Source organism: Coriobacteriia bacterium (genome assembly GCA_030652115.1).
Classification (GTDB): domain Bacteria; phylum Actinomycetota; class Coriobacteriia; order Anaerosomatales; family Anaerosomataceae; genus UBA6100.
This window is the reverse complement of the sequence record JAUSBK010000007.1, coordinates 177,917-199,846: the sequence shown is the minus strand read 5'-3', so window position 1 is coordinate 199,846 and position 21,930 is coordinate 177,917. Positions and strand designations below refer to the sequence as shown.

General features: G+C 60.7%; 19 protein-coding genes. 4 read left to right on the top strand and 15 right to left on the bottom strand.

Annotated elements, in window-relative coordinates; genetic code table 11:
- Positions 1-119: 119 nt before the first annotated feature.
- The 7 genes from Q7W51_05010 to Q7W51_04980 all read right to left on the bottom strand — a co-directional run bounded on the left by Q7W51_05010 (position 120) and on the right by Q7W51_04980 (position 8,320).
- Positions 120-1,289, bottom strand: coding sequence for a pyridoxal phosphate-dependent aminotransferase (locus tag Q7W51_05010; protein ID MDO8847729.1), 1,170 nt, complete (start codon positions 1,287-1,289; stop codon positions 120-122).
- Positions 1,282-2,568, bottom strand: a complete 1,287-nt coding sequence (locus Q7W51_05005; protein ID MDO8847728.1) for a radical SAM protein — start codon at positions 2,566-2,568, stop codon at positions 1,282-1,284. Before Q7W51_05005 ends, Q7W51_05010 begins: the two co-directional genes overlap by 8 nt.
- On the bottom strand, positions 2,561-3,268 hold the full coding sequence (locus tag Q7W51_05000; GenBank protein MDO8847727.1) for a hypothetical protein: 708 nt from the start codon (positions 3,266-3,268) through the stop codon (positions 2,561-2,563). The genes Q7W51_05005 and Q7W51_05000 overlap by 8 nt, the downstream gene beginning before the upstream one ends.
- Before the next feature lie 73 nt (positions 3,269-3,341).
- A complete protein-coding gene (locus Q7W51_04995; protein MDO8847726.1) occupies positions 3,342-3,938 on the bottom strand; it encodes a hypothetical protein in 597 nt (198 codons plus the stop codon).
- Positions 3,939-4,035: 97 nt separating this feature from the next.
- Positions 4,036-4,959 carry a peptidoglycan DD-metalloendopeptidase family protein gene (locus tag Q7W51_04990; GenBank protein ID MDO8847725.1) on the bottom strand — a complete coding sequence of 308 codons (924 nt, stop codon included), beginning with the start codon at positions 4,957-4,959 and terminating at the stop codon, positions 4,036-4,038.
- Positions 4,960-5,090: 131 nt separating this feature from the next.
- The gene (locus Q7W51_04985; GenBank protein ID MDO8847724.1) at positions 5,091-6,779 is read right to left on the bottom strand and encodes a carbamoyltransferase C-terminal domain-containing protein; all 1,689 of its coding nucleotides are present in this window, start codon (positions 6,777-6,779) and stop codon (positions 5,091-5,093) included.
- Between the two features lie 488 nt (positions 6,780-7,267).
- Positions 7,268-8,320 carry a site-specific integrase gene (locus tag Q7W51_04980; protein MDO8847723.1) on the bottom strand — a complete coding sequence of 351 codons (1,053 nt, stop codon included), beginning with the start codon at positions 8,318-8,320 and terminating at the stop codon, positions 7,268-7,270.
- 303 nt (positions 8,321-8,623) lie between these two features.
- Between Q7W51_04980 and Q7W51_04975 the strand changes: the two genes are divergently transcribed.
- The 3 genes from Q7W51_04975 (at position 8,624) to Q7W51_04965 (ending at position 11,121) form a co-directional block, all read left to right on the top strand.
- Complete coding sequence (locus Q7W51_04975; protein ID MDO8847722.1) at positions 8,624-9,613, top strand: hypothetical protein; 990 nt, start codon at positions 8,624-8,626, stop codon at positions 9,611-9,613.
- Positions 9,610-10,500: a hypothetical protein gene (locus Q7W51_04970; protein ID MDO8847721.1), complete on the top strand. Its 891-nt coding sequence runs from the start codon at positions 9,610-9,612 to the stop codon at positions 10,498-10,500. The genes Q7W51_04975 and Q7W51_04970 overlap by 4 nt, the downstream gene beginning before the upstream one ends.
- A 138-nt stretch (positions 10,501-10,638) precedes the next feature.
- Positions 10,639-11,121, top strand: a complete 483-nt coding sequence (locus Q7W51_04965; GenBank protein ID MDO8847720.1) for a hypothetical protein — start codon at positions 10,639-10,641, stop codon at positions 11,119-11,121.
- A 5-nt stretch (positions 11,122-11,126) separates the two neighbouring features.
- Here Q7W51_04965 and Q7W51_04960 read toward each other — a convergent pair whose 3' ends face one another.
- Entirely contained in the window at positions 11,127-11,615 is a 489-nt protein-coding gene (locus tag Q7W51_04960; protein MDO8847719.1) for a JAB domain-containing protein, read from the bottom strand.
- Between the two features lie 80 nt (positions 11,616-11,695).
- On the bottom strand, positions 11,696-11,965 hold the full coding sequence (locus Q7W51_04955) for a hypothetical protein (GenBank protein ID MDO8847718.1): 270 nt from the start codon (positions 11,963-11,965) through the stop codon (positions 11,696-11,698).
- A 183-nt stretch (positions 11,966-12,148) separates the two neighbouring features.
- Between Q7W51_04955 and Q7W51_04950 the strand changes: the two genes are divergently transcribed.
- The gene (locus Q7W51_04950; GenBank protein MDO8847717.1) at positions 12,149-12,637 is read left to right on the top strand and encodes a hypothetical protein; all 489 of its coding nucleotides are present in this window, start codon (positions 12,149-12,151) and stop codon (positions 12,635-12,637) included.
- A 231-nt stretch (positions 12,638-12,868) separates the two neighbouring features.
- Here Q7W51_04950 and Q7W51_04945 read toward each other — a convergent pair whose 3' ends face one another.
- The 6 genes from Q7W51_04945 to Q7W51_04920 all read right to left on the bottom strand — a co-directional run bounded on the left by Q7W51_04945 (position 12,869) and on the right by Q7W51_04920 (position 21,600).
- Positions 12,869-13,378 (bottom strand): hypothetical protein, encoded by a 510-nt coding sequence (locus Q7W51_04945; protein ID MDO8847716.1) that lies wholly within the window; start codon positions 13,376-13,378, stop codon positions 12,869-12,871.
- A 371-nt stretch (positions 13,379-13,749) separates the two neighbouring features.
- A complete protein-coding gene (locus Q7W51_04940; protein MDO8847715.1) occupies positions 13,750-14,739 on the bottom strand; it encodes a phage Gp37/Gp68 family protein in 990 nt (329 codons plus the stop codon).
- 178 nt (positions 14,740-14,917) lie between these two features.
- Entirely contained in the window at positions 14,918-15,388 is a 471-nt protein-coding gene (locus tag Q7W51_04935; GenBank protein ID MDO8847714.1) for a hypothetical protein, read from the bottom strand.
- A 271-nt stretch (positions 15,389-15,659) separates the two neighbouring features.
- The gene (locus Q7W51_04930) at positions 15,660-16,544 is read right to left on the bottom strand and encodes a hypothetical protein (GenBank protein ID MDO8847713.1); all 885 of its coding nucleotides are present in this window, start codon (positions 16,542-16,544) and stop codon (positions 15,660-15,662) included.
- 101 nt (positions 16,545-16,645) lie between these two features.
- The gene (locus Q7W51_04925) at positions 16,646-19,324 is read right to left on the bottom strand and encodes a DEAD/DEAH box helicase family protein (GenBank protein ID MDO8847712.1); all 2,679 of its coding nucleotides are present in this window, start codon (positions 19,322-19,324) and stop codon (positions 16,646-16,648) included.
- Positions 19,324-21,600 carry a site-specific DNA-methyltransferase gene (locus Q7W51_04920; protein MDO8847711.1) on the bottom strand — a complete coding sequence of 759 codons (2,277 nt, stop codon included), beginning with the start codon at positions 21,598-21,600 and terminating at the stop codon, positions 19,324-19,326. Before Q7W51_04920 ends, Q7W51_04925 begins: the two co-directional genes overlap by 1 nt.
- Positions 21,601-21,930 lie beyond the last annotated feature (330 nt).

Genomic DNA, 21,930 nt, shown 5'->3' with positions numbered 1-21,930 from the left:
CTCATTCGAAGACATGCCGCGCCAAACAAGCAATAAGCATACCGGTTCTACTGATATGTGTCGGCAGGCACACTCTCCCGCTCAAGCGGCAGACCGCCCAGCGGCAGAATATCCTTCCTCTACGGTCGTGATGAGGCCCAAGCGGCGAGTCTCGAGACACCCTCTCGGAGACGCTCGATCGATGTAGCATAGCTCATGCGCAAGAAGCCCTCGCCTCCCGGGCCAAAATCGATGCCCGGGGCTACGGCCACGCCGGCTTCCTCGAGGAGGCGTCCGGCAAGGGCGACCGAGTCGGCACCCCACGCGCGAGCGTCGGCGAACACGTAGAAGGCGCCGAGCGGCTCGGTGGCTACCCCGAGGCCGATCTCGCGCAGTGCCGGCACGAGATAGCGGCGCCGCTCGTCATAGACCGCACGCATGCGCGCAACGTCGTCCTGCGCGTGCAGAAGCGCTGCGGTGCCCGCAACCTGCACGAAGTGGTTGGCGCACAGGAAGAAGTTCTGCTGGATCTTCTCGGCGCTCCGCACGAACTGCTTCGGCGCGATGAGGTAGCCGAGCCGCCACCCGGTCATCGCGTACGCCTTCGAGAAGCCGTTCAGCACAAACGCACGGTCCGTGTACTCGAGAACGGTGTGTTCACGCCCCTCGAATTGCAGGCCGTGGTAGATCTCATCGCTCGCGAGCCAGAGCCCATGCCTGTCGGCGAGTGTGGCGAGTGCCTCGAGGTCCTGTGGGCCGAGCACGCCGCCCGTCGGATTCGACGGCGAGTTCACCATGATCACGCGCGTGCGGGACGTGATCGCCCGCTCGACCTCGTCGATCCGGAAGCGGAACCCATCCTCGGCCCGTACGGGCACGGACACCGGAACGCCGCCGAGGAACGAGACGTAGTTGGGATAGGCGGGATAGCAGGGGTCGGCGAGCACGACCTCGTCACCCGGGTCGAGCACGGAGCCGAACAGCAACAGCATCGCCGGCGACGTGCCCTGCGTGACCACGATGTCCTCGGCGTCCACCGCGACGCCATAGGAGGACTGCATGTGCGCCGTGATGGCCTCGCGCAGGTCCGGCAGGCCGAGGGACTGCGTGTAGCCGGTGTCTCCCGCGTCCATCGCGGCCTCGGCTGCCCGCACGATCACCGGCGGCGTCGGGAAGTCGGGGTCGCCGATCTCCATGTGCACGATGTCGCGTCCCTGCGCTTCGAGCTCCTGCGCACGCGCGACCACGTCCATGACGATGAACGGCCTGATCAGCCCGGCGCGCCTGGACACTTCGGAGGGTTCAGACACGTGAAGCTCCTTCGAGACGTGCTGCGTACTGCCTGGTCAGGTAGATCGAGCGCGCCTCGGCGCGACGGAGGTCCGTGAAGCCGATGCTGGCGGTCGAGACGATCTCGTGCGGCGGGGCCGGATCGAACCTGAGACCGAGGTCGTCGGCACGCTGATAGAGGTCCGTGCCCGGCAAGACGTGCAACGTGGAGGTCTGGACCTTGCCCGGATCGAGCGAGATGCAGAACGCGAGGCCCTCGAGGAAGTCGCCCACCGTGTCGCCGGGAAGCCCCACGATCAGGTCGCACTCGACACTGATGCCATGACGCTTGAGCGCCTCCACGCCCGCGACGAAGCGCTCGCGGTCGAAGCCGCGATGGCACTCGGCAAGGGCTGCTGCGCCGACGCTCTGCGGGCCGGTCTCCACCGAGACTACGCCCGCGCGCGCGAGAAGCGCTGCGCCGGCGTCATCGATGCGCTCGATGTCCACCTCAACGGTATGCAGGATGAGACCCCGGGCGGTGTGTGGAGCGAGCGCGTCGCTCAACCACTGAAGGCGCTCGGTCGTGAGGTTGAAGACGGGGTCGATGAACGAGAAGGCGGGCACGTCGCGCTCGCTTGCAAGGTACGCGATCTCGGCCTCAACGCGCGACTGACTGAACGATCGTATGCGCCCATAACCCTTGCCCTCGAAACAGTAGCCGCAGCGATGCGGACAACCGCGGTAGCCCTCGATGTAGGCCGTGCCCTCCCTCGGCTGCAGCACGCCGCTCAGGTATGGCGAGGGGATCGAGTCCAGGTCCGCGATCAAAGGCCGATCCGGCGCATCCTGTGGCTCCCCTGCCCCATCGCGCGCAGTGACGCCGTCGGCACGTGTGAGCGGCTTGTCGCGCCGCAGGAGGTCAAGGACGTCGGCGAACGCAGCCTCCCCCTCCCCGCGCACGACCGCGTCCACGGACCCGTGCTCGCGGAGCACGTCGCCTGCGATCGGTCCCACCTCGGGCCCGCCGAGGACGATCGTGATGCCGGGCAGCGCCTCCCGCACGATGCGACACACGTCGTAGACCGCCCGCGCGTTCCAGCAGAGAACCGAGGCGCCCAGCACGTCGGGTTCCATTGCGATGATGCGGTACGCCACCCACCATGGATCGTCGGCCGAGGAGAGATCGAGCGATTGAAACGCGACGCGCCCAGTCAGACGCGGGTCGGCCTCGGCAAACGCGCGGAGGTACGCGATCGCAAGCGACTGGTAGCCCGGTGCGTTCATGGCGAGGAGAGCGACCTTGAGCGGCTCAGCCACGGCGCACCGCCTCGGCCACCGCATGGAGCGCGTGTGTCGGCGGGAGCGGGAGCGCAGGGTCGGCCTCCACCCACAATTGGTTGACCATGCCGGTGTCGCATGCCGCAGCGATGACAGCGATGGCCGAGGCCGGCAGCTCGCCGCCCGGCACGAGCCGCAGTCCGTCGAACCCGTGCGACGCCAGCGCGAGCACCGTAGCGGGCAGCGACTCGAGATTGTGCTCGCAGACCGGGACGAGAGCGGTCACGAGCACGCGAGCGCCGACCTCCTCGGCCGCCGTGCGGTAGGTGTCGACGCCCGCAAGCGCGTCGCGCGTCCTGCCGGCAAGCCCGCTCAGCTCATCGCCGCGCACCTCATCGGCATCGAGCAGTCGCACGCGCAGGTGCCGTACGCCCGCTCGGATCACGCCTCCGGCGTTCGCAGGAACGGAGAGTGCGCCTCCGTCGGTCTCGAGCATGATTCGCTGGACCCCGGCCTCGACGCACACGGCGACAAGCGCAGGGAGCTCCGGATGTGCGAAAGGCTCCGGTCCGCCGAGGACGATGTTGGGACCCGGCCCATCGGTCCAGCCGTCGGCGACCGCCTGGATGCGCGCGATGACCTCGGCTGCGGGCAGGTACCCTGCGTCTGGCGTTGGTGCGCAGCGGGTGCAGGTCAGGCCGCCGCCCGTGCCGAGCGCTATGTGGGCGAACTGGAGCACGCACACCCCCGTGACTGGTCGGTCCGACGAGTATACCGCTGAGCGGGCCGCTGCCCGCCGCGTGAGGCGCCCGCTAGTAGCGTTCGAGGCTCCAGGTGCCCATCTGCACCCAACCGGGAGCACCGTCCATCGTAGAGACGTCGTAGCGGACGTCGCCGCTCATCGTCGGCTCAGGGCCGTCAGCGATCTGCCCGGTGAGCGTGAATGTGACAGGCAGCGTGGCGACGCCGGCTTCGAGCGAACCCGTCCCGGCCTGACGGAACTCGAACGTCACGGAGTCGCCGGTGCGCGACATCGCGCCGGGAATGACGAGTGACCCGTCGAAGTTGATGGTGGCGGTTTCCTGCGCTGGCTGCATGTCGATGATGATCGAGTAGGGCTTGTCCATCGTCCCGGCGATCTCATTGGCAAAGGCCAGTTCCGTCTGCTCGTCGCCCACGAGTATCTCGAAGTCACTGAAGGTGAGCGAGCCCGCCCACCGCCCCGCGATGTCAGCCTCGGCATCCTCGCCCTGCTGCCCCGGGGCCGCTGGCGCGGACGCTTCGGGCTCGGCAGACTCGGGATCCTCCTTGGCGATACCGCTGGCGAACTCGTCAAGGAGCGCGCACCCCATGAGCAGCATCGCGACGATCACGACGACGAGTGCGGCCAGGATCCTGCGACGCTCCACGGGCGTTCCCCTCTCTCACGCGGTTCCTAGTGTGAGATTGTACGGGAACGCTCAGGCTCCGTGCGCCCTGGCTTCACATCGCGCCATGAGGCGGGCGTTACTGCATCTGGATGAGGTACGGGTAAGGGTCGACCGCGGCGCCACCATCAGGATGGATCTCGAAATGCAGGTGCGGCGTAGTCGCGTTGCCCGTGCTCCCGACGTACCCGATCACCTGCCCGGCAGCGACCGGCCCTTCGGTCACGGCGTACCCGCTCAGGTGGGCGTAGTAGAACTTCCAGCCGCTTTCCGAGGTAAGCCAGATCGTAAGGCCGCCGAGCGTACTCTCGCGGGCGATCACGGTACCCGGCAGCGTTGCGATCACCGGAGTGCCCGCCGCCGCCATGATGTCGCAGCCTTCATGTGTGCGGCCGCCCGAACGCGGCGCGCCGAACGTGCTCGTGTAGTTGTTCGGCCCGAGGACCGGGAACACCATGCCGAGGGGGTTCGGCGCGGCACCCGAGTCAGCAACGTAAAACGCGACGCCATCGTACTGGTAGATAGCCCCCCAGCGCGCAGCAACCGTGTCGCGCTCGACCGGCGAGGCCGTGTAGAAGTGGCTCCCGGTACGCCGGTTGTAGAAGCGGTAGACCGGGTCGGAGTCGGGGCTGGCCGCCGGCGACACGCCGTACGCCCGGCCTTCGTAGCTGAACCTATCCGACCACGTCGCAACGACCATATCGGCTTCTTCGGCGCTCGGCGTGTAGAAGTGGCTTCCGCTCACACGGTTGTAGAAGCGGTAGAGCTGCTCCGTGTCGCTCGCCGGGTCGACGCCATAGGCGACGCCCTCGTAGTTGAAGACCTTCGGCCAGCGCGCGATGACCGTGTCGCGCTCCTCGGCCGAGCATGTGAAGAAGTGAGTCCCGTTGGTGACGTTGTAGAAGCGGTAGACCGGCTCAAGTGCGACCGCCGAGGCAGACGGGACCGCCACCATCAGTAGCGTCACGGTGAGCAGGGCCCAGATCAGGCTAGTTCGTCGCATGCAGCATCTCCTGTCCGGATTCCACTCCTACGCAGGTGGTATCGGCAGCCGAGTGACAGGGGGTGACCGCATTCCGATGGGAGGTCGCGGGGTGATTCGGTCACACGGCGCGGGCAAGCGGCGAACCGCCCCTACGAAGCGCCGGAGTCCTTTGTGATCAGGTAGGACCCCATTGCCAGCGCGTCGATGCCGGTTGTGAAGAAGCACCGCATCGCCTGTTCGGGTGACTCGACGATCGGCTCCCCCATGATATTGAAGCTCGTGTTGAGCACGACCGGCGTGCCGGTCAGGTCTCCGAACTTCCCGATGAGGTCATAGAAGAGGGGGTTCGTATCCCGGCTCACGGTGTGCAGCCGCGCCGAACCGTCGACGTGCGTGATGGCGGGCAGCCGGTCGCACATCTCGGGTCGCACCGGACATACCTTGAGCATGAATGGGCTCTCCCCGATCACGTCGAAGTACGTGCCCGTGGCCTCGACCTGCACGGATGGGGCGAACGGCCGAAAGGCCTCGCGGTGCTTGACCTCCGCATTCACCTTGTCCTTCATGCCGGGGAGCGTCGGGTTCGCCAGGATGCTCCGATTACCGAGCGCCCTCGGACCGATCTCCATCCGACCCTGGAACCAGCCCACGATCCGGCCATCGGCCAGCAGGCGTGCCACGGTCGACGCGATGTCGTCGTGTCGCTCCGCGACGAGCTTCGCGGCGCGGATCACGCCGTCGATGTACTCGTCCGAATACGATGTGCCCAGGTACGGATCGTCGTGCACGGAGACCCTCGGCTGACCGAGGACAACGTTGTAGACGTACATCGCCGCGCCGATCGCGGTCCCGTTGTCGCCGGCCGCAGGCATGACGTAGATGTCGTCGAATCCGGCCTCTCGCACGATCCGGCCGTTCATGACGCTGTTGAGCGCGACGCCTCCGGCGATGATCAGGTTGCGGCTCTGCGTCTTCTCGCGCAGGACCGCGCACAGCTCCAGCGCCTTGTCTTCGAGCACCGCCTGGAATGCTGCTGCCACGTTCAGGTGGTTCGCCTCGAACCCGTCGCCGTTCCTGCCGCTGCCGAACGCGGCCGTGAACTTGGGCGCGCACCGGGGGGTGCCGTGGAAGCCGAAGTAGGACGTGTCGAGGAGCATGGTCCCGTCAGACCGGACGGTGACCATCCGGTCCACGACCTCGCGATAGACCTCGGGGTCGCCGAACGGGGCAAGCCCCATCGTCTTCCCCTCGTCATAGTTCGCCTTGAAGCCACAGAACTCGGTCGGCGCCTCGTAGAAGACACCCATCGAGTTCGGGAAGAAGCTCTCGGCCAGCCGCGTCACGCTCGTCCCCGTACCCTCGCCAAGAAACGACGTCGCCCACTCGCCCGCTCCGTCGAGACTGAGAATGGCGGCGGACTCGTACGGCGAGACCAGGAACGTTCCGACCGCGTGTGCGGTGTGATGCGGCACGTAATGGATCTGCGGGCCGCCTTCGGGCCACGTCTCGCGATACCAGTTGCGCAGGTGGTACTGCTTCAGCCCGCCGCCGGCGACCTCGTTCATCGCGAAGGGCTTCAGGCTGCGCGGACGAGCGAGTCCGTAGGCGACCTTGGCCGACCAGTCCTTGAACGGCTTGATCGAGACGGCGATCGCATCGATGTCGGCCGGCGAGAGTCCGGCCTCTGACAGGCAGCGAGCGATCGCCTTTCGCGGAAACTTGGTCGTGTGCTTGTCGCGGGTGAGCCGCTCTTCTTCGATGGCGACCGCAATGCGCCCGTCTATCACCAGGCAGGCCGTAGAGTCGTGGTAGAAGTAGTTGATCCCAAGCACGTTCATGCTGTTGTACCCGCCTGTATCGCACGTGGATGAGACTCGCCCGACACGCTCGACTGCATGTTTCGGCATCGCGCAAGAGACACAGAGCGACCGGGAATCGCGGGGCTTCGCCGCATTGCGAGCCAGAACCTCGCCGGTCATCAACGCACATTCGATCGCCCGGCACCGCAAACCGAGTTCGCATCGGTATCGTACGATGAAGCCCGCGCCAATGAAACAGGGCTTCCTCCCTCTCGGGAGAAAGCCCTGCTAGTCACTGGTGTCCGAGGCGAGAGTTGAACTCGCACGTCCTTGCGGACACTAGGCCCTCAACGCTCGCGAACGGCTCGCAAAGTCGTCGGACGTCGCCTCGGAACTGCGGTTATTCGATTCGGGATGTCCGACTCAAAGCGCGTTCTGCCAGCCGTACATTAGACGTTGTATTAGATGTCTGGGATAGCAGATCTCCATACAAAACGAGACTGAAGCTACCGTGAGTCCACGGCAGTCTATCCGTCACCGAAAACGGCGTCCTGTATCGCCTTGGCTGCCTCAGCTTTCGCCTGGGGCAGCAGGTGGCCATATCTATCCATCGTGGTCGTAATGGATGCGTGGCCAGCCATATCCTGAATCGCCTTCAGCGGAGTGCCAGCCGCGATGTGAGCAGCCACGAACGAATGTCTCAGTCCGTGGAACGTGACCGTCGGGAGCTTCCCCTTCTTGAGCGCACGATTGAGCACCTTGTTGGGTAGCGTGTTGGCGATCGGATCCTCAGTGCCGCTGAACACAAAGTGAGTCGGGGTTGGACCGTCAGTCTCCGCTTCTACTGATAGCAGCTCATACAGAGCATCGGGCATCGGGAGAACGCGGATGGACCGCTTGGATTTCGGCTCCTGGACGACACAGGCGTAGACAGATCGCTTGACCGTGATTGCCCGTTCCTCCAGGTCGACGCAGTCCCACTTCAGACCCATGATCTCGCCCTTGCGCATACCCGTAAGACAAGCCATGGCGATCATCGCCTTCCTGCTGGTAGGCGTGACCTCGATCAGCAGCCTCATCTGAGCAGGAGTGAGGAACGCGATCTCAGGTTGTGGTACCCGAGGAAGGGTGACCGTGGCGGCAGGATTGCGCTGAAGAAGCTGCCAGTCCACAGCTGTCGACATCATCTTCTTCATCACGACCATCTGATTGCGCATCGCCTTGGGTGCCGTGGTCGCAGCCTTGGACGACACGTAGCGCTGGACCTGGTGAGGCGTGATGTCCTTCAGCCTCGTGGTCCCGAAGAACGGAACCAGGTGAACGCGGAGGTAGATCTCGTAGCTTCTGTACGTGGAGGGCTTGAGACGGACCGCCCCGTAATCACGGAGCCACTGAATCGAGTAGTCCTTGAAGGTCATCTTGGACGGCTCACTGCGTTCGCCGTTCCTGAGTTCGACCACCAGCTCGTCATGACGCCGCTTCGCGGCTCGTCGATCCGTACCCAGTGCGAACCAACGCTGCTTGCCGTTGGCGTCGTACAAGACCGCATGGAACCTGTCGCCTCTCTTGATCAGTGCCATTTCTGCCTCCAAACGACAAGAGGCCCACCCGAAGGTGGACCTCAATGAATAGACGCGGCGGTGTCGCCGCTACGTGAACGAAACCAGCTGCCTAATGATGTATGGGTCCCAACGCTCGGACCTCGAACACGAGGCAGCAAAGCTGGAGCATCAGGACGGGGTACATCAGTCGGATCGCTTCAGCCCCAAACCGCTCGCTCCGCCATTCGAAACGTTTAGGCAGGAATGCATCCTGCAGGCGAACGGCTACGCAAAGGTCGCGGAAGGGGCTTCAGCTACAGCTGGAATTGAGGACGGGGAGTTGTGCCACTGCTAGTCTTGGCGCAGGACGCCTTCGACAGGCAGGCACTGATGAGGGATCTCGTACGGGTACTTCGTAACGACCAACTCGACTACAACCAACAAGCGGTGGCCGAGTGGTCACGCTCTTCTTCCTATCCCCGTGGTGGCAGGAGAGCGGTCCCCGATCCCAAGGGCGGATTCTACGTCGAGCGTGGCATCGTCGATGGAGCGCATGAGGTCACCCGACCAGGAGTCTACGGCCGCCCCTGGCTCAACATGTACCAGTGGGACTACCTCGTCTACATGAACGCACGGGCCAACCCGACGAACGGCAGGGTCTGGACCAGAGCCAATGCGGCAGCACGAGCAGTCGGGATCCCACCCAACTACCGCAGTCGGACGTGCCTCCACAGGCCCATGATCAGGAGGGGCTTCTTGCAGGAGGCGGAGCCTCGCGACGACGGCATCCCAAGATGGACCGTCATGCTACTACCGCAGAGAGTGCTAGGCGGGTACCGCAGAAGCAGCCTGCCAAGGACGATGAACAACTTCGAAGCGGAGCACAGACCCTACTTCTGGATGCCTGGCTCACTGATGGCCACGGAAGGACCGTGGAAGCAGCTAGGTAACCACGGTGTCAGGCGGTTGCTGACGGCACTCTACGCCTACAACGACCTACCGCTTCGCGGCGGTGTTGATCCTAATCACCTGAGGATCGAGATCGACGACGACTTCAGCATGCGCCTTGTCTCCAGCGTGGAGTTCGCATCAAGCGCAGCTGCTGGTGACGCCCTGCCCAACCTGTTGCACGAGCTTCATGACCTCAGCTTCGTGGGCATCATACCTGTCAGGACCAGAAGCGACGGACCACCAAGCGGTCCGACCACGATCAGCTACCTTGAGGATGGGGATACCGCAGCCAGCATCCTCGTGGTGCGTCCGCGATGGCAGGAACCTGCAGGGTACCGATCCTGGCAAAACAGGGTTGTCGCATTGGACTCCCTACGATGAACAGCATCCTGGAGCGGTACTCACTCGACGACCCGAAAGACTGGTCGCTCGTCATCTACGAGCCTTCGGTTGGCGCACGTCCGACAGCGTCGTTCTCGGATAGACCAGTCCCTGACTTCGCCCAGATGGAATACCGACGGGCGATCGTCAACGCCTTCAACGACAAGCCAGAAGAGCCACTCACCAGAGTGTGGGTGTCGATCTACCTGCCGGCACTGCCGGATGTCTGGTGCGCTCACGCTACCAAGAACGTCCAGGACGCTCTCGTCTACGGCAGAATCATCCGAGGCGACAGAGGCTCAGTAGAGGTACTGCGTGCAATCAAGGCCAGCTCACCGTACGAAGGCGCTAGCTTCATCGAAGTGAATGACCTCGATGGTAGTGGCCTGTACGCTTCGCTTCCGATCGCTTATCCGTCCGCTGCGCGGACTATTCCCGCCAGCTACTCTCAGACTAGCGAGTCCATCGAACTGGTCGGTCTCGATGAGGCCTACCAAGCAGCTCTCGTGGAGCGCTATCAACAGCTGGACACGGACGGCAAGGTCCGCTACTCGATTGACATCACCTCTGACGATGCTTTCCAGGCAAAATCGATCCGTGTGCTGGTCGGTGAGAACAGCGGAATGCGAACACGCCGTTTCGACCCAGACAATGTGGCTCTGCGGATGCTCGACATGCTGGAAGCACGGCGGCAAACCCCTCCATTTTTGTTGGATCCTTCTACTTCACCCCCTAGTACATACACCCCCGTAGACCAGCTGGTCGGGGGGTTCGATGTCGTATACACGCCAGAACTCGAAGGCGTCGTCTTGGCACTATCGACTCTGCCAGTACTCGATGAAGCGTACGCTTATTTCAGTCGATACATGCCCTCTGACCTGCGGTAATGCTTGTTGGTTGTAGATACAGAATTGGTCTCTCCCAGGCGCGCAAGAACCCAGTCCACCACCGTTACTCTAGGTATGAGAGGTGGTTCCCCCGTACACCGGGGGCCACAGGCACTCGATTTCCGAGCGGTGGTAGCAATGGGACAGCGTGACGATCCGAAGACATGGCGAATATCGAGATACAGCTCCCTGGGCTATGGGGTGATGATCGAGGATGTGCTCCCGTCGAAAGGCCCGTCGCAGTGTGCGTATGCGGACCGCTGCCCTAGGTACTACAGGCAGTACGAGTGTGCGGCTGGTAGTCGGTGCCCGGCAGAACACACCCTTTTGTGTGAGTTCATCTCCTCAGCTACCGAGCGTTACGCCTATTCGAAGTCATGGCTAACCAAAGACGAGTACGACCAGATCATCTACGACCTAGGGATACTGTCGCTCCAGATGGCCAGACTGAGCACTCGGATAGCAGTTGAGCCGCCGTTTGGCGACGACGGTTCGAGTGACGCGGTACCTGAGATAGGGCTGGCGATCGGCCGATATGCGACCGCGTTAGCAAGAAGAAGATCGGTGTTAGTCCACAGGTTGCTGGATTCGGACACGGCGGAGTACTGGGACAGCGTGTAGACGCGTTACAGCAGCCCCACATCCCTCATCGAACAGACGCTGCCGTCGTCTCCTCCTCCAATGACTACGGAATCCAGAATCTCTATGCCTACATGATCCGCCGCCTTCACCAAGCGACGGCACAGCTGAGTGTCGGCTCCAGAAGGAGTGCTGTCACCTGACGGGTGGTTGTGCACCAGCACGATACTCGCGGCGTTAGCTACGACCGCAGGCTTCAGTACCTCTCTCGGGTGCACGATCGAGGCATTGAGCGACCCGATTGAGACCAGCACCCTGGCGATGAGGTTGTTCTTCGTCGTGAGAAGCAATACCTCGAACCGTTCCCTGTCGGCGGCCCTGAGATCCGCGCACACATGAGCCACGTCCTCAGGCCCGCTGATGTTAATCGTTGCGCTCTCATACGGAGTGCTTTCATCTCGGACCAACGCCACGTGATAGTGCGGCACGTTCGAGTCTACGAACGGGCGATAGACCCGGAGTGATGGATTACGCATGGTGCCCTCCTCTAGAACGGGAAGAAGCCCCGGCCTGATGTACGACCGGGGCCCCTCTCATGTGGGTATGCCATCGATTCCTACCTGACCTGAAGCCGTTCCATCTCCTCCGGCGCTGCGATCTGCCGTATGAAGTCCTCCACATGCAGTCCGAACTCACGGGCGATGTCGTCCGCGGTGTAGTAGCTCATATGACCCGTGCGAGCCAGGACGCTCGCCAGACCGCTGCACCTTCCGATCATCGGACCGATGTGGGACAGCGGCGTGCGATTGAGCCAGCAGAACCGACGCAACTTGTCACCGTCGATGAGCACCGTGGTCGCGCTTCGATAGTGCTTCCCTCCAGACATGTGGCCACCTCCAATTGGTGCCTGGATACACGAAAGCCCAGCTCTTTCGAGCCAGGCTCTCCTTCGGTCGTTTCCCGACATTCTTCGCCGGAAAAGTGAACATCGTTCCGAACAATCGTTACTTATAGAGAGAAGGGTTCGCACAAGGCGCAACCCAATAGGGCCAGGGTCGGAAAAGCCCTGGTGAAAGGTACCAAGATGCTAGAAGTACAACTCGTGGCCAAAGGCCGGAACAGCGGCCTCAAGATCACCGATGACGATGGGGTGACTTGGAAGACATACAAGACCCAGGTAGCCGCTGAAGAAGCACGAACAGCTATGCAGCTCGGGACGGAAGACGCGCAGTCAATCACGCTCTCAGCGTTCTACGATCGGTGCATGGAATACCACATGCTGCCCAACCTGACGCGGGACACCGTCGCCACCTACCGACGGGCGTTCACGTCGACCATCAGCCTTCATCTGGGGGCAACCACACTCGCCAAGCTCGACGCTGCTGCGGTCCGCAGCTTCATCGACACGCTTCACTCGGAAGGCATGAGCTACCGGAAGATCAAGCCGGTGGTCGAAGTCCTGAGCGCGATTCTTGGAATCGCGGTGGCATGGCGCTACATAGCCGTTAACCCGGTGTCGCAGATCGACATGCTGATGCTGGGCAATGCACCTGAGTAGCATCAAGAGCAGAAGCCACGCAGTCTGGGATCGGCTGCGTGGCCTCCTCGCTCCTCGAACACGCTACTGCCCATGCCGTGCCATGGACGGCCAATGCCCTGCGATCCTCGTCTTGGATGCCACGTGCAACGACGCACTGATCGACTTGATCCGACGAGTGCGCGGACACCAGTTCTGCCTGCCGTGCCAGACATTCGCACGAAGTCTTGAGTTGCGGCTTACGACTGGACCCTAGTCGTCGGTGAAGGTAACGCCAGCGGTGAAGTTGCAGCCCGTGTCCCTCCAGGCGTCGCACGCTGCAAACGGAACGTGCGTCTTCTTGTTCCGCCTGATGACGGTCGGGGCACTGCACCTTGGGCAAGGCGGCCCATAGACAGGACTCATCCTGCGGACGGCCTCGCTGGTGGTCCGAAAGACGAACTTACCTGCAGCTGCTGCGACATCAGCAGTGACCTTGCCTGCCTTCCTGGCTGCTGGAGCTGACTTCACGGCGGCACCCCTCACCATGTTGGTGACCGACTCCACTATCTCTGCCACCTTGAAGACCAGCGCCTTACGGATGGCGTCGGAACCAGACCCTTCTGCGGCGGCACTATCCATGACGAGCGCTGCAATCTCCGACGGCTGCATGCCGGCAGCATCCTCGCTCAGGATCCCAGCCTCCGACATGCGGGCAACCAAGACACTCACCAGTGCGACCTGCTGCTCATGGGCGAGCAGCTTCTCGAACGGAGTAACCATGATGGATCTCCTCTCTTGCGCAAGAAACGCAAAACACCGCCCACTTGGACGGCGCAACGGATAGAACGTGGCCTCAGACGGCCTTGTGTGGCCCCTCAGGGGCACTGTAGTGACCCTATTCCGACAGCATCACCTCCTTCGTGGACGGGCAGGATCAACAGAACGCGGCAACACCTACCTTTCTTGTGTGAGACCCTCCACCAACAGCACCTGACGGGTACCGGGCGCCAATCCCGACCAACACAACTGAGCAACTACCTGTACCCCCTTTCAATACTTGGCTCGGATTCCGCGACCCTATTGGCTTCACAGACGAGAAGAGGCCCCCCTCATCGAGTGAGGAGAGCCTCTCCAGTGTTGCTGAGCAGAGGCTACGCTGCTTCGCCTGACGGCCCGTCATAGTCCAGGGCCGTGATCTCACCGAAGCACTCAGACACCTCAACCACGTCGACGCTCACGGTCTCGCCCTGTGGGCTGACGATTGTTCTCGCCGCCAGTCCCTTCTCCAGCAGCAGGTGGCTGACCTCGTTGCCCTCTTCATCCCACTCGGTCATGTAGCCGCCAGGCTCCAGAGGCGGTATGTGGTCAACCTTCACCCTCCGCATCCCGCCAATCCACTCACCGTCGTTACCTGCATCAGATTCCGACCCGCCCACCTCTTGATCGGGGTACTGATGTCTTTCCACGCCATCCAGCAGCTTCGAACCCTTACCCACCTTGGCGCCCTGCTGCTTGTAGAAGAAAGCGATGCCCTCCCACTCGCACTGCATATCCAGCTCGCGTGCCCAGTCTGGATCCATTGGACGAGCGCCAGGACCTGACTCACCACCAACCACAATCCAGTCGATGCCTGTGAAGTCCGTGTCAGCAAGCGACTCCAGCAACGGCTCGCACGAGATCCATCGCTTTGCCGCAGGTATCGTGCGAAGCACATCGATCCTGCTGATGTAGTGGGGATGCTCAACCGTCACACCAACCCAGATGTTGGCGGTGAACTGAAGCTCCGACGCAAGAGCGGCCAAGCGTTCAGGTCGCTTCGTCAGAACGAGGAACGTATGCCGTTCGAGCTGGTTCATCTTCTCGAACACACGCTTGATGAAATCGTCGGTCACGTACTCGTGGAATAGATCTGACATTGAGCAGACGAATATCTTGCTTGGTTTGGCCCAGCCCTCAGGTTCGGTGAGGACTGACTCGTGCATGGTTACCTGAAAGCCGTTCACGTAGCGCGCTTGCCCCATGTTCTGCAGCCGCTTCGCCATGCGCTCGGCATAGCAGTGATCGCATCCTTCAGACTTCTTCGTGCATCCTGTGACTGGATTCCAAGACTTCTCAGCCCAGTCAATACTTGTATCGCTCATGATGAATCCTCTCCGTGCCTCTAGCGGCACAATTGAATGGTGTTAGGCGCTCTTCGCCTCTTGCGATACCGCTTACCTCTCGGCAGCGGTCCTTGTTCAACACGCGGCATCACTCCTCTTGTTCGAAATCGACATCACCAACCCCGTCGCTACTGCAGATCACGACGTCAGTACCTCTCTAGCGTGCCTTCTTGCTTTCAAGCTCTTCGAGCTTTGCCCAAACCATCTGGGCAACGTCCTCGGGCATCGTCAGGTAGCGACGCCCATCCTCTGCATCCGAGACCGAGTCGAACGGCATGACCTTCATCCCGTACCGACCCTTGACCCTCTTGTCGAACGGCCCAAGAGTCGCCACAACCTGAGCGCGCTCCAACCCTGTCAGCTTCGCGATGTCGTCCACCGACTGGGGATCCCGCCCTACCCCATCAGCGGCCAGCGAACGCAGGATCGACCGCATCTTCTCCGACGACTCCTGGACCATCCGCCCAACCAACTCCTCATCCCACTGATACGGTGGCCTCGCATACGACTTGGCCTGTTCCTCATCCCAGTCAGGGTTGTTGAATGCAGCCCTCTTCGTCTTCGCCAGGAACTCGTAGACATCCTGGACGCGGTCAGCAGGTACTGGCACATTCACGAACTCAGTCATCTCGGCCTCCAAACGGTCATCGCTGTTGCCGTGCTGCGATTCTAGCAACCTGCTAGCAACCTGTCAACAACATTATCGGTAGCAAGTGACGGCGACTTTGGCGCCTCTTCCGAAGTGATCTACTGCGCGTTCTCGTCGACAGACTGAGAAGCAGCCGAACGGGCAGCCCCACCTACTCATTTCTGACTGAAATCCCTCAACAAGAAGACCCGCCTCCCTATCGGAAGACGGGTCTCGCAATTCGTACCTACCTGAACGACGAACCCAGATTCTACGCTTCAGTCTCGCCCAGCTTTGAGATTGTCAGACCATCCTCAACGAGTCGACCGCTCCACTCATCCCCGAAGGGCCACCACGCTGAAGGAACTGGGGATGCAGCCGTCAGGTTGTGGACTAGAACGAGGTCCGATCCGATCTCGCTTGGCACGTTCAATGCGTTTGCGCCTGAGCAAATCACAGCACTGATTCCTGAGTACCCTTCGTCCAGGAAGACATCCGTCTTCACCTGGCTGCCGCTAGCCTTGGACACGGACGGGCGATACACATTGTCGACACCGAGTGTCTGACCGTCTTCACCTATGTGCACTTGCAGTGCTCCCATCGGATACACGGCACCCACGATCCGTGGCGGATCCTCACTGACGAACGCGAAGGGAATACACCCCGAGTTGACCGCGATGATGTAGACGTCCGTCGGACCCACAATTCCCGATTCGATGAACTCCAGTCGCCTTTGGTGCTTCTGCTCTATGGCGTTTCGATAGCGCAGAACTATCTGCTCCTCGGGAAAGTCGAAGGCAACACCCTCAGGGAAGTCGGGACAGCGGTCCATACTGCCATCGGCGCCCTGGGTTGCCTCGACTGCCTCAATCCAGACGCGTTGTCCCTCATGGAGCAACAGGATGTCGGGACCATGGTCCCCGCTTGCGACTTCCCAACCCTTCTCAAGGAAGGCGCAGGTCAGGTACATCTCCCAGTAGCGAGCGTTGATCTCCTTACGAAACTCCACCAGGAAGTGCCGATCTGCATGCGGCGCAAACATCGACCACATGCCTTCCAAGCGCTCCCGAAGCGCCTCAATATGCGTCAGATCACTCGTTCGTATTCGCTCATAGAGGGAGTCTGGCTCCCCTGTCTCATCGAAGAGTCCAGACATCTCAGACCGCCCACTCAGCTGACAGCACTTCCGCCTGCTCAACGATGGCGCCTGATCGCGAGGACCCATTTCGGAGCCAACGGCTAGCTTCGCACGGCGCACTACTTGTACTCCGTGAAGCCTGTTCTGAGGCTGGAGAATGTTGTAGGACGATACTTGTTGAAGCCATCTTCATCAACGTAGACGAAGTCGAATCTCTGCACTTCTTGAACAGCGTTCACATCCTGGCACCAGAGCTTCAGGCGCTGCATCTTCAGCGGCACGTCCATATCCTCAAGGCCCTTGGTCTCGACGACGACATAGTCGCCGCTCGTCTCTCGCACGACAAAGTCAGGGTAGTAGTCGGAGATGTTGCCGTCGGCGTTGACATAGTCGAGCTTGAAATGAACTGCGAAGTAGTTCTTCGCATACGACACAACGTCCGGACACTCCTCTAGGAACTGAGCAAACCGCAGCTCAAGGTTGCTGTCGCCGATGATCCGATTGAACACGCTCTTCCTCGGCACGACGTACCCCTGCTCCTTCGCCATGAAGGGTCTCGTCTGCCTCAACTTGATCGTGTCCCGAATCTCCGCGTCGCCACGATCCAGAATCGTCAGCTCGTTCACTGCCTTCTTGAATGTCTCGATGGCGGTGCGAGTTGCGGCCAACTCAGCCAAGTTCCGCAACGTGTTCGGGTCTTCCATGTCGACAGAACGACCGAACAGCTTGGTCTCCACGAATGCCTTGACCTTGCCGTATAGGACGTCGTATCCAGACACCAGCCGAAGGTCCTTCATGATGGTCCGGGCGAAGTAGCCGATGACGCTGCGGTAGTCAGCAATGCCCGCTGTGTCCAGGTAGGTGGTGTGCGTGATCTCGCCAGTAGTGATGTCTTTGAAGACAATCTCCCGCTGCTCTTCATCCGTGAACGCCTTGTATGCCACGACCTGGTGGGACAAACGGTCGACATCCAGATCAGCGAGGTTCTTGTACTCGCGGAAGACACGCGGTGTGAGAACCGGGATCTCTATGTCCAGCTTGTCGAGGTCCTTGTGCACGTTCTCGTGGTCCACCTCGATTGCGATCGGTGTGTTCGGACCGGACTGCTCGCCCATAGGACGACGCTCCAGCACAACACCCTCCTGTTGGATCGACTCTACGAACTCCATGAAGGCGTCAGTGCCGACAACACTCACGTACTCCTCGACACCGCCTGCGTACATCTTCCGAAGTCCGCGCCCAAGGGTCTGCTCAGGCAGGATGTTGCTCTTGGCGGAATAGGCACGAAGACCAACGATCGTGGTCACGTTCCGTACATCCCACCCCTCTTTGAGCATCAGGACAGAGACGATCGCCTTCCACTCGCTATCGGGCTGATCGATGCTGTTGGCCTGTTCGCGCAACCTCTCAAGCTCGTCTTTGTTCTTGCCGGTCGCTGACTCGGATATCTCGCCGTTCTCCTTCGTGTGAATGATCAGGACGGCACCCTTCAAATCTGGATACGTACCCTCCAGGTACTCCTTGACGTCGTCACAATTGCGGGTGTCATCCGTCATCACGAACAAGATGGCCTTCTTGCCCATCTTCTCGTGCTCCTCGAACGCCTTGCGCCATTCGACTACTCCAAGGTGGATGTAGTCAGCGTACTTCTCAGTGAACTTGGCGCTCTGCTGTTCCACCAGCCTGGCCCGACTCGCTGCATCGGGAAGTACCGGATGCTTCACGACGTTCTGCGAAATCGCCTCCACCAGTGGATAGTCGGCAATCGTCTGCACGAAGATCCCACCATTGTTGTGCTTGGGAGTTGCCGTCACATCAATCTGCAGAGACAGCTCCCCGCCCTTCTGAAGCAAGCGATTGCGAATGTCCTGTATGGACTTGAACCATGCTAGACGGGCGTCATGAATATGGTGCGCCTCGTCGTTCAGAATCATCAGCTCGTCGATGTCACGAACTATCATCCCCAAGTCCACTTTGGAGTCAGTCGTACCACCGACCGGGCGCTTGCCCAGGAAGTACTCCATCATGTCGTCGTCATCCGGAGTCGCGGCGATATCGTCGCCCGAATAGACACGATGGATGTTCGTTAGGAAGATGTTGCCTGTGGGGTGAGTGACCTTAACCTGATCCTGTAGGTGAAAGTCCAGCTGAAAGTCACTGCGCCAATCCTGGCCTTCGTATCCGTCGTCCGGGACTATTGGATCGCTGAAGAATATCCTCAAGCCCTCGAAGTCACGACGAACACGGTCCAGCACGATGATGTTGGGCGTGATGACTAGGAAGTTCCTGGATAGGCCCGATTCAGGCTCGTATAACTTGTGGAAGTAACTCCACGCCAGAGCCAACGCAAGCACTTTCGTCTTGCCACTGCCAGTGGCCATCTTGATGACGAAACGCCGCCAGTCCTCATCGAACATGCCTGCCGAGACCTGCCCGCTGCTGTCGAAACGCATGAGGTCATACTTGTCCTTCACGCCGACGACGTCGTGCAGGTAGATGATCGTCTCCAGTGCCTCGCGCTGAGCGAAGTAGTACTGAAACTCGCCTGTTGTGCCGTCCGCCTGTGGAACAAGGTGCGGAGTCTTGAACCACCATTCGAGCAAGCTCTTGCTCGTGTTTGCGGCTCCAACATAGCCGCTGTCTCTGAACTCCTTGACCTTCCGTCTGAGCTGCGAGACCAACGGCGGCATCAACTTGTCCATAGTGGTGGCGCGCATAGCTTCATCAGCCGGGAACCAACGAATCTCAGGGTTGAGAACTGAGTACGGCGACTGCGGAAAGTCGGGATGTAGCGCCATCAGTCCTTCCCCCCTACGTTGACCTCGACGATGGTCATTGTGTCGTTGCCGAAGATGTCGACGACCTTGACTGCGATCTTGCGACGACCAGGTGTGCACTCATGGGCCACACTCTTCAGTTCAAGCTCCCGGTCCTTCCTGGTCCTGAACGACTGCCACTCGTTCTCGAAGATGTAGTCGCCAGTCCAGCGCTCCTCCCACTCACCCGTGTCCTCGTTCTTCACCCGGATCAACTCGCGCTTGCTCTCGAAGTTGAAGTCCACGGCCCAGTAGTCGACCCAATCCGTCCACTTCTTCGTAAGCACCTCGCGACTGACGACTCCATGCTCATCCATGCTGACCTTGACGATCTGCCCTCGCTCGACGACGACCTTGTCGCCCTTCTTCTTGAGCGATTCCTCAGCCGATGCGATCGAATCCTGTGAGTAGAAGACTGAGTAGTCCGTTAGCTCCACTGCAACGGAGTCGCTCTTCATGTGAGGTTTCACCTCGATGTAGGCCACATCATGGAAGACGACCTGATTCTTATCGACGGCCCGCTTGTCGAACACTTCCCGAGGAATCTGCTTGGGAGAAATGTCGATGCCCTTGCCTCGTGCTTCGTCCAGGATGTTCGGGAAAAGCCCCATCTCAAACTCGAACCCAAGAACGTCCACTTTGGTGATGTGCTGCTTCCTGCACTCAAGAATGACCTCTTCCACGAAAAGGCGAGTCACTGGCATGTTGATCGGACCGACCACAACGAGTCGGCCAGCCTTCTTGCCGCTGATAGTCTCGAAGCCCTCAACGCCCTCCGCCCTGTAGGCACGAAGGATGAGGTCGAGGAATGCTCGCTCCCTGGCGGCCAGCTGCTGCTGCTTCTGCTCCTCACGCAGGTCAGAATTGACGCCCACATAGTGCTGGCGTTCGTACTTCCCGAGGTTCAGAAGTTCGAAGGCACGGTAGTCCTTACCTGCCGCTTTCATCTCGCGCTGAACAGCGATCATCCGCTTGCGGGTTGTGTGAATGGCGAACTTGCCGAGATCGGCAGCCATCCACTTTCGGCCAAGCTTCTCCGCGACAGCAGCCGTCGTGCCCGAACCACAGAAGAAGTCCGCCACCAGATCGCCGACGTTCGACGATGCCTCGATGATTCGCGACAGTAGTGCCTCTGGCTTCTGCGTATCGTATCCTAGGCGTTCGCTGGAGGTTGGGCTGATGCGGTTCACGTCATCCCAGAGATCCGTTACGGGAGTACCCTTGGCGTCCTTCAGAAAGCGCTTCCGACTGAGCGATCGTCCTGTTGAGGACAGCAAGATCTCGCCAGACTCGTACAGTGCTTGCATCGTCGACTCCGAGTACCTCCAGTAGCCCTTCACACCGAGGAACGAGTAATAGGGATTGCCCTTCGATGCACCGCCTGGTCCGTCCACCGGCATGAGCCTGTACCGCTCACCCGTCGCCTCATCCACGTACTTGTAGTCGCGGGAGATGATGGCGTCCGAGTAAGCCGTGTACTGAGGATTCCATGTGGGCTTGTCGCTCTTCGTGTAATAGAGGATGGCTTCAGTAACGCGACCGAAGTGAGCTGCTCCTTGACCTGTGTCACCGTGGGCGTGCGCTCTCTGCCACGTAATCTCGTTGACCAGATTCTCTCGACCGAACACCTCGTCACAGACCAGTCGAATAAGGTGGGACACATTCCTGCCCATGTGAACGTAGATGCCGCCATCAGACGACATGAGGTCTCGGATCAGCACGAGTCGTTCGTAAAGCATCGCAATGAACGAGTCGGCACCCTGGCCCCACGTATCCCGATACGCGATCTCTTCCAGGATGTTCGGCCTCTTGGTGAAGGTGTCGTCACCGATCTCGATGTCCATTGAGAAGTCCGCCCCGACATCAAATGGCGGGTCAATGTAGACCAGCTTCAGACCACCCTGCTCCTCGATTTCCTCCCTCAGAGGTCCGTTCTTCAGCGACGACAGGACCAACTTGTTGTCCCCCCAGATCAGCTTGTTGGTCCAACCCCGAAGCTGTCTTCCGCGTTCATCGAGCGAGAACAAGTCCAGCTGCAACGCCGTGTCATCGGCGGTTTCCGCCCGTGGCTCATCTACCTGTTCGATCGTCTGAAAGGGCAGAATGATATTGCAGACCTCGTTGGTCTTGCCATTCCACACGAGTTCGACCTCGCGCTTGTCACCGAACAGCAGGAACCGGTACTTGTCGGGCAGCGGCTTGTCAGCCTCAAGGAAGCGGATGATCTCCTGCTGTTCCTGCTCAGTGAGTCGCGGCAAGAATAGGACCCCCCTCAGAATGAACCGATCGCGTGTCGCTCTTGCCATCGTACCGCAGGCACACGACACAGCCGTCTGAAGACGCACGTCTACCCGGCGATGTCCCCCGGCGAGTCGAACAACCCCTGCTCCGTCACCCAGTACTCCTGACCATCAATCTCAGTCACGAAGTACCGGAGTCCATCGAACGGACCGCCTTCTACCGCTGTTGGCGTCCTTCCATTGGCGATCATCACAAGGAAGTAGTCTCGTGCCGCCTGTAGTCGACCACGACTAATAGTCACGACGATGGGCACTGGGTCCCACTAGCGGCCAGCGAATCCGAGGGGC

Bases quoted from the DNA above. Each gene is read 5' to 3' on its own strand.
- Q7W51_04930 (MDO8847713.1), bottom strand. From the start codon at position 16,544: ATGTCTGGACTCTTCGATGAGACAGGGGAGCCAGACTCCCTCTATGAG.
- Q7W51_04960 (MDO8847719.1), bottom strand. From the start codon at position 11,615: ATGCGTAATCCATCACTCCGGGTCTATCGCCCGTTCGTAGACTCGAAC.
- Q7W51_04970 (MDO8847721.1), top strand. From the start codon at position 9,610: ATGAACAGCATCCTGGAGCGGTACTCACTCGACGACCCGAAAGACTGG.
- Q7W51_04955 (MDO8847718.1), bottom strand. From the start codon at position 11,965: ATGTCTGGAGGGAAGCACTATCGAAGCGCGACCACGGTGCTCATCGAC.
- Q7W51_04990 (MDO8847725.1), bottom strand. From the start codon at position 4,959: ATGCGACGAACTAGCCTGATCTGGGCCCTGCTCACCGTGACGCTACTG.
- Q7W51_04980 (MDO8847723.1), bottom strand. From the start codon at position 8,320: ATGGCACTGATCAAGAGAGGCGACAGGTTCCATGCGGTCTTGTACGAC.
- Q7W51_04985 (MDO8847724.1), bottom strand. From the start codon at position 6,779: ATGAACGTGCTTGGGATCAACTACTTCTACCACGACTCTACGGCCTGC.
- Q7W51_04925 (MDO8847712.1), bottom strand. From the start codon at position 19,324: ATGGCGCTACATCCCGACTTTCCGCAGTCGCCGTACTCAGTTCTCAAC.
- Q7W51_04965 (MDO8847720.1), top strand. From the start codon at position 10,639: ATGGGACAGCGTGACGATCCGAAGACATGGCGAATATCGAGATACAGC.
- Q7W51_04940 (MDO8847715.1), bottom strand. From the start codon at position 14,739: ATGAGCGATACAAGTATTGACTGGGCTGAGAAGTCTTGGAATCCAGTC.
- Q7W51_04935 (MDO8847714.1), bottom strand. From the start codon at position 15,388: ATGACTGAGTTCGTGAATGTGCCAGTACCTGCTGACCGCGTCCAGGAT.
- Q7W51_04945 (MDO8847716.1), bottom strand. From the start codon at position 13,378: ATGGTTACTCCGTTCGAGAAGCTGCTCGCCCATGAGCAGCAGGTCGCA.